The 12168-nt window shown below is 69.7% G+C and carries 11 protein-coding genes and 1 pseudogene; 4 read left to right on the top strand and 8 right to left on the bottom strand.

Translation table 11 applies throughout. The features are described from left to right. A partial coding sequence (locus FNH05_RS20015; protein WP_144590234.1) for a winged helix DNA-binding domain-containing protein occupies positions 1-743 on the bottom strand: 743 nt, incomplete at its 3' end. Positions 744-875: 132 nt separating this feature from the next. On the opposite strand from FNH05_RS20015, the gene FNH05_RS20020 reads away from it, so the two are divergent. Then, positions 876-1883: a beta-ketoacyl-ACP synthase III gene (locus FNH05_RS20020; RefSeq protein ID WP_144590235.1), complete on the top strand. Its 1008-nt coding sequence runs from the start codon at positions 876-878 to the stop codon at positions 1881-1883. A gap of 10 nt (positions 1884-1893) precedes the next feature. On the opposite strand, the gene FNH05_RS20025 is transcribed toward FNH05_RS20020, so the two are convergent. The 6 genes and pseudogenes from FNH05_RS20025 to FNH05_RS20050 form a co-directional block, all read right to left on the bottom strand. After that, positions 1894-3435, bottom strand: a complete 1542-nt coding sequence (locus FNH05_RS20025; RefSeq protein WP_144590236.1) for an adenylate/guanylate cyclase domain-containing protein — start codon at positions 3433-3435, stop codon at positions 1894-1896. 54 nt (positions 3436-3489) lie between these two features. Next, positions 3490-4314: pseudogene (ku, locus tag FNH05_RS20030) on the bottom strand (non-homologous end joining protein Ku); the annotation flags it as partial. A gap of 16 nt (positions 4315-4330) precedes the next feature. Continuing rightward, positions 4331-5278: a non-homologous end-joining DNA ligase gene (gene ligD / locus FNH05_RS20035; RefSeq protein WP_246127845.1), complete on the bottom strand. Its 948-nt coding sequence runs from the start codon at positions 5276-5278 to the stop codon at positions 4331-4333. A 48-nt stretch (positions 5279-5326) separates the two neighbouring features. Continuing rightward, complete coding sequence (locus FNH05_RS20040; RefSeq protein WP_144590237.1) at positions 5327-6139, bottom strand: SigB/SigF/SigG family RNA polymerase sigma factor; 813 nt, start codon at positions 6137-6139, stop codon at positions 5327-5329. Beyond that, complete coding sequence (locus FNH05_RS20045; RefSeq protein ID WP_186382639.1) at positions 6136-6612, bottom strand: ATP-binding protein; 477 nt, start codon at positions 6610-6612, stop codon at positions 6136-6138. The genes FNH05_RS20040 and FNH05_RS20045 overlap by 4 nt, the downstream gene beginning before the upstream one ends. Before the next feature lie 82 nt (positions 6613-6694). Next, a complete protein-coding gene (locus FNH05_RS20050) occupies positions 6695-7738 on the bottom strand; it encodes an Rv2629 family ribosome hibernation factor (RefSeq protein WP_246127846.1) in 1044 nt (347 codons plus the stop codon). A 118-nt stretch (positions 7739-7856) separates the two neighbouring features. On the opposite strand from FNH05_RS20050, the gene FNH05_RS20055 reads away from it, so the two are divergent. Next, entirely contained in the window at positions 7857-8621 is a 765-nt protein-coding gene (locus FNH05_RS20055) for a sulfite exporter TauE/SafE family protein (protein ID WP_144590239.1), read from the top strand. Here the strand turns inward: FNH05_RS20055 and hisC are convergent. Beyond that, the gene (gene hisC, locus FNH05_RS20060; protein WP_144590240.1) at positions 8603-9661 is read right to left on the bottom strand and encodes a histidinol-phosphate transaminase; all 1059 of its coding nucleotides are present in this window, start codon (positions 9659-9661) and stop codon (positions 8603-8605) included. The genes FNH05_RS20055 and hisC overlap by 19 nt on opposite strands. 104 nt (positions 9662-9765) lie before the next feature. Between hisC and FNH05_RS20065 the strand changes: the two genes are divergently transcribed. Both FNH05_RS20065 and FNH05_RS20070 read left to right on the top strand, forming a co-directional pair. Beyond that, on the top strand, positions 9766-10392 hold the full coding sequence (locus FNH05_RS20065; protein ID WP_144590241.1) for a dienelactone hydrolase family protein: 627 nt from the start codon (positions 9766-9768) through the stop codon (positions 10390-10392). Positions 10393-10406: 14 nt separating this feature from the next. Next, positions 10407-12168: acetoacetate--CoA ligase (locus tag FNH05_RS20070; RefSeq protein ID WP_144590242.1), on the top strand; the 1762-nt coding region annotated here is incomplete at its 3' end.

Raw genomic sequence — 12168 nt, forward strand, 5'->3', positions numbered from 1 at the left:
TCGCGGCCCTGCGCGTTGTGGAAGACGAGCAGGCGGGCCCGGAGCCGCTCCACGACCTCGCCGAGCCGGGTGAGCCCGCTCCAGGCCTGGATGTCGGCGACCGACGCGGGCCCGAAGGCGGCGAGGTAGCGCAAAACCATCTCATCCAGGGAGGTCTTGGCGTCGAGAGGGCGGTCGAGCCAGTCCTCGGCGGTCGCGTAGGTCGGTTTCCCGCTGCGTCCCCAGACCGCGCGCGGCGGTATCTGGACCAGCGGCAGCAGGCCTCGGACGGCGTGCGACAGCGACGCCGGCGGCCGGTCGGGCCAGCGGCGGGCGAGCAGAGTGCCGAGTTCGGCGCCGGTGCGCGGCTGTTCGGCCAGCAGCCGTCGCGCTTCGGCGGACAGTTCCTCGAGGTCCATTCCGGCGAGGGAGCGTGCGTGGGAGGTGTTGGTCCGCAGGTCGCGGTCCATGATCGGCTGGACGAGCGGGCGCAGCCGCAGGCAGTCGTCGGCGGTGACCAGATGCACCGTGCCCCGCATGAGCACGATGCGCACCACCGACCGGTCCAGCAGCAGCCGGGCCAGGTCGTCGGGGGAGAACTCGTGCAGCCGGGACCAGAGGCCGAAGTACGGCGGGAACGGCGCCTGCGCCTGCAGTCCGGCGAGCTGGTGGACGGCCTCCAGCGGGGACAGCTTCGCCCGCTTGAGCAGGAACTGCCGCGCGAGCAGGGCGCGGTTCAGCGCACGGGTACCGAGGACCTTCATGATCGAAGCGTATGACCGATAGCGGACGGTTTATGGCCGCTATTCCACGACACACTCCCCCTATCGGGTAGGGCTTGGTGACCTGGAACACAACTGACCGGTCTACCCAGGGGTAGCCCCTACAACCGTTGCATGACCAACGGGCACTCGGCTGTCGTTACGGGCCTTGGCGCCTGGCTTCCGCCGCGAATAGTGAGCAACGACGAGCTTTCCGAGCGGCTGGACACCTCGGACGAGTGGATCCGAACCCGGACCGGCATCCGTGAGCGGCGCATCGCCGATCCGGACACGTCCACAGTGGACATGGCCGTGCACGCGGGCGGCAACGCCCTGCGCAGTGCGGGATCCGACGTGGTGGACGCGCTCGTGCTGGCCACCGCCACGCCCGACCACCTGTGCCCGGCCAGTGCACCGCAGGTCGCGGCCGCGCTGGGGCTGAGCGGGATACCGGCCTTCGACGTGAACGCGGTGTGCAGTGGTTTCGTCTACGCGCTGGCCACCGCGGGCGGGCTCATCGCGGGCGGTACCGCCGAGCGGGTCCTGGTGATCGGGGCCGACGCGTTCAGCCGCTACTGCGATCCGGCGGACCGCAGCACCGTGCCGATCTTCGGCGACGGGGCCGGTGCCGTGGTGCTCCGTGCCGGTTCGGCCGAGGAGCCGGGGGCGCTCGGCCCGTTCGACCTGCACAGCCAGGGCGAGCTGGCGGACCTGCTGATCGTGCCCGCTGGTGGGGCCAAGCGACGGGCCTCGGACGATCCGCACGACCACTACGTCACGATGCAGGGGACCACGGTGTTCCGGCATGCCTGCGCACGCATGGCGGAGTCGGCGAAGGCGGTGCTCGAGCGCGCCGGACTCGAGGTCGGTGAGGTGGACCGGTTCGTGGGACACCAGGCGAACCTGCGCATCCTGCTGGCCACGGCCAAGCAGCTCGGCCTGCCCGAGGAGCGGGTCGTCGTGAACATCGGCCACACCGGAAACACCAGCGCGGCGTCGATCCCGCTCGCGCTCGCCGACGCGTGTGCCGACGGGAGCCTGCTGCCGGGGCACCGGGTGCTGCTCACCGCGTTCGGCGCCGGGCTGACCTGGGGTTCCACCGTGCTGACCTGGCCCGACGTCAAACCCGGCCAGGCCGATTGACCGGGCCGATTCACCCAGGTCCGGTGCCATCAAGGCCGAGCCGTGCCGGGTAGTCCGCCATCGTATTTCCCAAAGCCGTCCAGGTGCTGGTGGGGGCGTTGCGCCCCCGCAGGCGGAGGTTGCGGTGCGCCGACCAGTGCTCCCGTTCGGTCGGTGAGCACGCTTCGAGTACCGCGTCGCTGGCCAGGATCCGTCCCGGCACCTTCTTGGCGTGCTCGGTGAGGCGTGCCGCCTCGTTGACCGCGTCGCCGATAACGGTGTACTCGAGGCGGCTGCGGGTGCCGAGCTGGCCGGCGAACACGGGGCCGCACGCCACCCCGATGCCGAGGTCGAGCTCGCCGGCTTCGCGGACCGCGTCCCGGATCTCCCTGGCAGCGGACAGCGCGGCGGTCGTCGGGTCGGCGAGTCGGGTGGGGGCGCCGAAGACGCAGAGCGCGGCGTCGCCCTGAAACTTGTTGACCAGCCCGCCGCGGGCGTCCACCGCGGCGACCACGCAGGCGAACAGCCGGTTGAGCTTGCCGACCAGCTCCTCGGGAGGCATCCGGTAGGCGAGCGCGGTGGAGTCGACGACGTCGACGAACAGGGCGGTGGCCTCCCGCACGTCGCCGGAGAGCGACGCCCCGTGTTCGAGGGCGTGGCGCGCCACGTCGTTGCCGACGTGGCGGCCGAACAGGTCGCGCATCCGGTCCCGCTCACGCAGCCCGGCGACCATGCTGTTCACCGAAACCTGCAGTTGCCCGATCTCGCTGACGTCGTCGACCTGGACCTCGATGTCGGTACGGCCCTTGGCCACCTCACCGACGGCGAGCCGCAGCCGGTCGAGCGGGGCCGCGACGGCGCGGGCCAGCAGTGCAGTGCCGAACGCGCCGGTGCCGAGACCGACGACGGCGAGCACGATCAGGCTGCCCGCGTTGTCGGCGCGGCCGAGGTTCGGCGGGGCGGCGAGGATGAGCACGCCGAGCAGCGGGACCCCGCTGGCGACGCCCCAGGTCAGCACGAGCCGTGCCAGCACGCTGACCGAAGGGCCGTCCTGCGGCGGATGAACCTCGAGCGCCATGATCAGGATCGGACGGCTCACCCACTCCGTGGCCAGGTACATCAGTCCGACGGTGAGCAGCCCACCGAGGCCGACGGTCAGGGCCACGCCGATGCTGTCGGGCCATGAGGCGAGCAGCGGCGTGATCCCGCCGAGCACGATCGTGCCGCCGAGCCACAGCGATCCGCTGACCAGCGCCATGTGCCGGGGCAGGCGCAGGGCGCGTTCGGCCTCGGCCGGTGTCGGTCGTCGGCCGACGGCGAACCAGACCGCGGTGCGGCGGTGCAGCACCACCATCCACAGCGAGCCGACCCCGAGCGAGAACGCGACGTAGGCCGCGGCGCAGAGCACGAAGACCCAGTTGCGGTCACCGAAGTCGGTGGGGAGGCCTTCGAGGACGAGTAGCAGGGAGACGGCGCCGGCGCCGAGCACGCTGGACCCGACACCCAGCAGCACGAAGCCGAGTGCGGTGCGCAGCACCACCCGGAACCTCGCCAGTCGAGTGGCTCTACGCACCCGGTGATGGTATTCCGTGTCGGAAGGATTCCGATGCGGATTCCGCCGGATCCCTCAGGATGCGCGTCGGCGCGACGGTCGGGCCGCGCGCACCGCCTTCTCCAGTTCGGCGCGGGACATCTTCGACCGGCCCTTGACGTCGAACTCACGGGCTATGCGGTCGAGCTCCGCCTTGCTGAGCTCGCGCAGATCGGGGGCCTTGGCCTTCCCGGTGGTCTTCTTCGCCGCCTTCTCGTTCTTCCCGCGAGCGCTCTTGCTGCTCTCGACGCTGCGAGAAAGGGCCTCGAACAGGTCGACGACCTTGGTGGGCTCCGGGGGCGCCGCCTCGACGCTGACCGTCCGGCCCGCCTTCTTGTCCTCGACCAGCTTGAGCACCCGCTCGGTGTAGGTGTCGTGGTACTCCTCGGGGTGCCATTCCTCGGCCATCGACTCGATCAGGGTGATCGCCATGTCGATTTCCCTGGCCCGGGCCTCGTGCCGCTCCGGCAGTTTGCTCAGCTCCTTCGCCGGGTCGCGGATGTCTTCGGCGAACAGCAGCGTGTCGAGTTCGAGCACGGCGTGACCGGCGCGGATCGCGGCGATGTGCTCCTTGCCGCGCATCACGAAGCGGGCGACACCCGCCTTGCCGCTGCGGCCCATCGCCTCCAGCAGCAGCTCGTACGCGTGCGCGAACTCTTCCTTCGCCGGGGCGAGCCAGTAGCTCTTCTCGAAGAAGATCGGATCGATGTCGGCGAGATCCACGAACCCCTCGATGTCGATGGCGCGGGACCGGCCAGGCGCGATCTCGTCGAGTTCGTCCTGCTCGACGAGCACGTACTCGCCGTCGCCGAGGTCATAGCCCTTGACGATGTCGTCGTACTCGACTTCCTTCCCGGTGCGTGGTCCACTGTGGACCTCACGGCTGTTCGCGGACCACTTCCCTGGCCGCCTTGTCGTCGCGCAGCCCGGTGAAGCGCGGATGGCGGAGCCTGCCGTCGCTCGTCCATTCCGAGAACCGGACCGCCACCACGAGCCGCGGCTCCACCCAGCGCGGATCCCGTTCCGGCACCGGTTCACCGAACGGAGAACTGTCGCGCACCAGGGTGCCGAGCGTGCCGGACAGCTCGCGCAGCGTCGACTCGCGGTAGCCCGTGCCCACCTTCCCGGCGTAGCGCAGGACGCCGTGGTCGTAGTACCCGACGAGCAGCGCACCGAAGCCGCTGCGGGAACCGCCGGGCTTGGTGAAGCCGCCGACCACGAATTCCTGGTCCTTGACGCATTTGAACTTGAGCCAGTCGCCGGACCGCCCGCCGCGGTACGGCGAGTCCGCCCGCTTGGCGATCACCCCCTCCCAGCCGTGGGAGCACGCGTAGTCGAACAGCGCCTGGCCCTCGGTGTCGCGGTGGACGCTGTAACGCAGCGGGTCGCCCCAGTCGAAAGCCTTGTGCAGCAACTGTTTTCGCTGGCGCAGCGGCAGGGGCGTGGCATCCGCGTGGTCGTAGACCAGTAGATCGAATAGGTAGTAGAACACCTCGACGCCGGTGGCCCTGATCCGCAGCCGGTTGGTGAGGTGGATGCGGGGCTGGAGCTTGGCGAAGCTGGTCTGCCCGTCGGCGAAGGCGACGATTTCGCCGTCCACGACGAAATGGGAGCCGCCCCGTTCGGCGAGCGCTTCGACGATCTCGGGGTAGGACTCGCTGATGACGTTGTGGTTGCGCGACCACAGGGTCGGGGCACCGCCCGCCCGGGAGCAGATCGCGCGCACCCCGTCGAGCTTGCGTTCGAAGAGCCAGCCCGGATCGGAAAAGGTCCGCTGGGTGAGCGTCGCGAGCATGGGCTCCCGCCAGCCGGGCCGCGTCTCCATGATCACCTGATACCCCGCTCTCACTGCTCGAAACGGCGGGTGGACCCGCTAGCGGGGGTCCGTGTCGTCCTGCTCGGTGAGGCCTTCGCGGAGCCGCTCCAGGGTGCGGGCGAGCAGTCGTGACACATGCATCTGGGACACGCCGATCCGCTCCGCGATCTGGGTCTGCGTCATGTTGTGCACGAACCTCAGCCCCAGGATCTTGCGTTCCCGCTCGGGCAGTTCCTGGATCAGCGGCAGCAGCGCCTCGTGGTTTTCCACCCCCTCCAGCGCGGCGTCCTCCTCTCCCAGCGTGTCGCCCAGCGCGAGGTTCTCGGTGTCTCCGGACAGCACTTCGTCCAGGGACATCGAGTGGTAGGCGTTGCCAGCCTCCAGGCCTTCGAGCACCTCGTCCTGCGTGATGCCGAGGTGCGTGGCGATCTCGCTGGGCGTGGGGGCCCGTCCGAGCCGCTGCGCGAGTTCGGTGTTCGCGCTGGAGATCGACAGGTGCAGCTCCTTGAGCCGCCGCGGGACCCGCACCAGCCAGCCGGTGTCCCGGAAGTGCCGCCGCACCTCGCCCATCACGGTCGGTACCGCGAAGGACAGGAAGTCCGAACCCCGGGTGGGGTCGAACCGGTCCACGGCGTTGATCAGTCCGACCGTGGCCACCTGTACCAGGTCTTCCTTGGCCACGCCGCGGCCGGAGAAGCGCTGGGCGATGTGCTCGGCCAGCGGCAGGTGCCCGGTCACCAGCTCGTCCCGGAGCTCGGCCCGTCGGGGATCGTTCTCGTCGAGGGCGGCGAGTTCATCGAACAGCGGGCTGAGGTGCTCGTACTCGTTCGACGACGTGGGCTGTGCTGGTTCGGCTCGGGAGCCGGTCACGCGCCCGCCCCTGGCGAATCCGCCACCATCCGCCGCTTGGCGAGTTCGATGTCCACCTGGTGGCCCTGATGACCGTTGGAAGTGACGTGGGTGTCGACCGAGTCGGTCAACGTGGTCAGCACGCGCCATCCGAAAGACTTCGTGCTGGGCGCACTGTCGGTCGTGGAGTGCACCGATCCGGTGAACCGCAACTCCTCGTCGGTCACCGTGAACCGGCACCGCATGGTGCTGCCCGGGACGGCCCGGGTGATCAGCGTCGAGCAGGCCTCGTCGACCGCCAGCCGGAGATCGGCGATGGCGTCGAGGTCGAAGTCGGCCCGTGTGGCGACGGTCGCCACCACGGAGCGCACGATCGGCAGGTGTACCAGGTCGGCGCCGAGCCAGAGTTCGATGTCGTTGTGCGCGTGCAGGGGCGGGGGTTCCCAGTCGGCCACTTTCACCTCGCCGTAGTCCGAATACTGCCTGCGCACCATGATGCCTCTAACGGGTTACCTTTGCCCGGTGTCGTCCCCGGGCGACAGCTTTGTGTAGTTGCGGTCGCCAAGACCGGCCTCGTCACCGGTGCCGCAGGATCGCACCGAAACCCTCGGTGAGATCACTGTCCACTCCGACGAGGTCCGCGCCGACGGCGATCGCCGCCACCGGCACCGCTTCGTCCGCGCGGCGCTGGTGCGCCTGGGCCGCGCCGAGCGCGCTCAGCTCGGCCTTGGTGACCGCGATCTGGGTGGGCACAACGCCGGTCCAGACCATCTCGTCACCTGGATCGCTGATCAACAGCGTCTCCACGTTGCCCTCCACGAGCGCGGCGGTCACGGCCTCGAGTCCCTGTACGGCCAGCCCGTCCGGGCGGCCCATTTCCGTCCGGAAACGGTCGAGCACCGCCTCCAGCCGGCGTTGTTTCGTCGCGGACACCAGACCGTCCACCACGTCGGCATGGGTGACCTCCTGGGTGATCCCCCGCAGTCGCTCGGGCAGCGCCTCGTGCACCGCCCGGCGACCCTGGATCTCCCCGACCAACAGGATCATCTCGGCCCCGGTGCACTCGGCCAGCCGAGTGATTTCTTCGGCGATCTCGGTCACGTTGCGTCGGATGGTCTCCTCGGTGTGTTCCCGGATGCCGTACTGCGCCCAGCCGCCTCCCCGGGTCCGGTGTACCGGGTGGTCCTGGGTGTTGACCGCCTCGGCCCCGATCTCGCGGCCGTGCTCGTCGAACGCCGTGACCCTGGCATTGACCTGATCGACCATCGCGACCACATGCTTGAGCCCCGGTTCGGCGTAACGCGTGAGCGGGAGCAGGTACGGAAGATCGGAAACGCGGGTGAGCGGGGCCGCGGGCGGTTCCGTCAGCCGCTCGTCCACCACCACCGAGTCACCCGTGGCCAGCAGCGCGCGCCCGCTCCGCCCGGAGGGACGCGGTCCCTTACGCACCGCGTTCTCGATCGCGTGCACGGACGCGTCCGGGGCATGCTGGGCACGCAGTTGCTCGCACAGGTCGCGCAGCTTCAGTTCGAGCTGTTTCGCGGCGTCCTCGGTGTCGTGCGAGTCCTCGAAGTAGACGGACGTGAACGGGCCCGGGGCGGTCACCAAGGGTCGCAACATCGTCGTCTCCATGTAACCGGGATACCCACTGGTAGTAAATACGAAACGTGCTGTTCGATGGGGGCATGGTTGTGCGATTCAAGGACGTGCGCACCGGTGGCCGCGGCGTGTCCGCCCGATGAGCTGGTGGCACGCGCTGCTCATCCTGCTCGCGGGGGTCTGGGCCGGGACGATCAACGCGGTCGTCGGCTCGGGCACCCTGGTCACCTTCCCAACGCTGGTGGCGCTCGGCTATCCGCCGGTGACGGCCACCACCTCGAACGCGATCGGGCTGGCGCCCGGCACGATCAGCGGGGCCATCGGTTACCGCCACGAGCTCGCCGGACAGGGGCGGCGGCTGGTCCGCTACAGCGTGCCGTCGCTGTTCGGCGCGCTCGGCGGCACCGCGCTGCTGCTGTCGTTGCCGCCGAACGCCTTCGAAGCGGTGGTCCCGGTGCTGGTCGGCATCGCGGTGGTGCTGGTGATCGTGCAGCCCCGCGTCGCGGTGTGGGTGGCACGGCGCCGGGAACGCCATCCGGACGCCCCGGCCCACGGCGGGCCGCTGCTGATGGCGCTGATCTTCCTGATCGGCGTGTACGGCGGCTATTTCACCGCCGCGCAGGGCGTCATGATGATGGCGGTGATGGGCATGCTGCTCACCGATTCGCTGCAGCGGCTCAACGGCATCAAGAACGTGCTCGCCGCCGTGGTCAACGTGGTGGCGGGCACGGTCTACGCGTTCGTGGCGCCGGTCAGCTGGCCGGTGGTCGGACTGCTCGCCGTCGGCTCCACTGTGGGCGGCCAGCTCGGCGCCAGGATCGGCAGGCGCCTGCCCCCGGCCGCACTGCGCGTCGTGATCGTGGTCGTCGGTCTGGCGGCGATCGTTCAGCTCGTCCTGCGGTAGCTGCGCGCGGCGTGAAGGAAGAGGTCGTTCTCCTCCGGGTGGCTGATCGTCACGCGCACGCCGTCACCGGCGAAGGCCCGCACCACGACCTTGTTGGCCAGTGCGTGCTCGGCGAAGTCCATCGCCCGTTCGCCCAGCGGCAGCCACACGAAGTTCGCCTGGGTTTCGGGCACCTCGTACCCGGCCTCGATCAGCTCGGTGCGCACACGGTCACGTTCGGCCACGATCGTCCGGCACCGGGCGAACAGCTCGTCCTCGGCGTCGAGGGAGGCCATCGCGGCGATCTGCGCGAGCGTGTTCACACTGAAGGGCACGTACACCTTTCGCACCGCCTCGGCGACCGCCTCCGGACCGGCGAAGTAGCCCACCCGCAGCCCGGCGAGCCCGTACGCCTTCGAGAAGGTGCGCAGGACGGCGACGTTGTCGCGGCCACGCACGTAGTCCATGCCGTCCGGCACGTCCGCGTCGGTGACGAACTCCCGGTACGCCTCGTCGAGGACGACGAGCACATCCGAGGGCACGGCGTCCAGGAAACGTTCCAGTTCTTCGCGCCGCACCACGGTGCCGGTCGGGTTGTTCGGGTTGCAGACGAAGACGACGCGGGTCTTCGGGGTGACCGCGGCGGCCATCGCGGTCAGGTCGTGCCGGTGCCCGGCGTCGAGCGGCACGGTGACCGGTACCGCGGAGGCGATCTGGCTGACGATCGGGTAGGACTCGAAGGAGCGCCAGGCGAACAGCACCTCGTCGCCGGGCGCGCACATCGCCTGCACCAGTTGCTGGCACAGCGCGACCGAGCCGCAGCCCACCGACACCTGTTCACTGGGCACCGCCAGCTTTTCGGCCAGCCGCCGGGCCAGCTTCCCCACGCTGATGTCCGGGTAGCGGTTGATGTCCGCGGTCGCCTCGGCGATCGCCTTGGCGACGCTCGGCAGCGGGCCCCCGGGCGTTTCGTTGCTGGACAGCTTCACCGCGCCCGGCACGGTTTTCCCGGCGACATAGCTGGGCAGCGAATGAAGATCGGCACGGGGCTGCACGGGCATTGCTTGCTCCTTCTGGGGGAAAAGCTGCTGTAGTCACGTTAACGTGTGGCCTCAGTGACACGGAAAGTTGACTTCTGTTCACTCCCGGATGGTTGAGTAGGGGGATGACCCAGACGCACACGGAGCACTACCAGCGTGAGGACGGCCGCGCGATCGAACTGACCTACGCCGAACCCGACAACGTGGTTCGCGGCGGGCTGGTCGTGCTACACGAGGCGGACCGGGTCACCGACGGGGTGCGACTGCTGATCGCGAGCCTGGCCGCCGAGGGCTGGCTCGCGGCCGCGCCGCGGATCGACGGCGAAGCGGCGCGGGAGCAGGTGCTGGCCGCGACGGACATCACCCTCGCCTGGCTCGTGGACCGTGGGGTGCCCGTCGATCTGCTCGGAGTGGTCGGATTCGACCTTGGCGGTACGGCGGCGCTGATGGTGGCCGCGGACCGCATGCTCGGCGCGGCCGTGAGCGTCGGTGGCCAGGGCGGCAAGGAACTGGCTGCGCTGACGGAGATCGCGAGCCGGCTGAGCAGTCCGTGGCTCGGCATCTTCGGTGACGCGGGCGACGAACCGGCGGCGGCCGAGGTGGAGCTCCTGCGGGAGGCCGCGGCGAAGTCCGGCGCGGTGACGAACGTGGTGCGCTACCCGGGTGCCAACCACCGCTTCGACGCGGATCCGAAGGCCGCGGTCGAAGCGTGGCAGCGCACCTTGAGTTGGTTCGACGCGCACCTTCGCTGACGTACCCTCAGCCTGTGACCGATGCCACTCAATCGCCCGCTGTCACTGACATCCCCGAGGTTCTCTGGCGTCCCACCCCGGAACAGGTCGACCGGTCGCGGATTCGCGCCTTCCGCGAATGGCTGCGCGCAGAACGCGGTGTCGCCGTTTCCGACTACGACGAACTGTGGCGGTTCTCGGTAAGTGATCCCACTGGTTTCTGGGGCGGGGTGGCCGAGTTTCTCGGTGTGCGGTGGCATGCCCGGGCGAGTGAGGTGCTCGCCGATGCGAGCATGCCGGGCGCGAAGTGGTTTCCCGGGGCAACGCTGAACTACGCCGAGCACGCGCTGAGCGGCGGGGTGGCCGGAGCCGCCAAGGGCGACGACGAACTCGCCGTGATCTTCGCGCGTGAGGACGGTGCCGGCGGCGAGATCACCTTCGGGCAGTTGCGGGCCCGGGTCGCCGCGGCCCGCGCCGCGCTGGCCGGACTGGGGGTGGGCAAGGGAGACCGTGTGGTCGCGCTCGCGCCGAACTGCCCGGAGACGCTGGTCGCCTTCCTGGCCTCGGCGAGTCTCGGCGCCATCTGGTCGTCCTGCTCCCCGGACTTCGGGGTGCGGGCGGTGGCGGACCGGTTCGCCCAGATCGAGCCGAAGGTGCTCGTCGCGGTCAACGGGTATGTCTACAATGGACGGAAATTCGACGTCCGGCCGACGATCGACCGGCTGCGCGGCGAAATCCCGTCCCTCACCGCGACCGTACTCATCGACTACGTGGACGGCGGCGGGCTCGATGGCACCCTGCGCTGGGACGCATTGCTGGACGCGCAATGGGGCTCGGAGCTCGCGTTCGAGCCAGTGCCCTTCGACCACCCGCTGTGGGTGCTCTACTCGTCCGGCACCACCGGCCTGCCCAAGGGGATCGTGCAGGGGCACGGCGGGATCGTGCTGGAGCATCTGAAGGCACTGTCGCTGCAGACGGATGTCGGCCCCGGTTCGGTGTTCTTCTGGTTCACCACCACCGGCTGGATGATGTGGAACTTCCTCATCGCGGGCCTGCTGGTCGGCGCCGCGGTCGTGCTGTTCGACGGCAGCCCGGGGCATCCCGATCTCGGTGCGCTCTGGCGGCTGGCGGAACGGCTTCGCATCACCTACTTCGGCACCTCGGCGCCGTTCATCCAGAGCTGCCTGAAGGCGCACCTCGAGCCGGGCGCCCGGTACGACCTGTCGGCACTGAAGGCGATCGGGTCGACCGGGGCTCCGCTGTCCGTCGAAGGGTTCCGGTGGATCGCCGAGAAGATCGGTCCGGAGGTGCAGATCTGCTCGGTGTCGGGCGGCACCGACCTGTGCGCCGCGTTCGTCGGCTCCGCCCCCGACGTCCCGGTGTGGCTCGGGGAACTGTCCTGCCGGGCGCTGGGCGCGGCCGTGTGCGCGTACGACGAGGACGGCAACGAGGTGGTCGAGGAGGTCGGGGAACTCGTGGTGACCCGGCCGATGCCCTCCATGCCGGTGTTCTTTTGGAACGATCCCGACGGCTCCCGGCTGCGGGCGGCGTACTTCGAGTACTACCCGGGCAAATGGCGGCACGGGGACTGGATCAGGATCACCACGCGCGGCTCCGCGGTGATCTACGGCCGTAGCGACTCCACCCTCAACCGGGGCGGGGTGCGCATGGGGACCGCCGAGTTCTACCGGGTGGTCGAGGGTTTCGAAGAGATCGCGGACTCGCTGGTGATTGACACCTCCGGTGCCGGGAATACCGACGGTGAGCTGCTGTGTTTCGTGGTGATGGCGCCCGGCG

Source organism: Amycolatopsis rhizosphaerae, assembly GCF_007713715.1.
Lineage (GTDB): Bacteria > Actinomycetota > Actinomycetes > Mycobacteriales > Pseudonocardiaceae > Amycolatopsis_E > Amycolatopsis_E rhizosphaerae.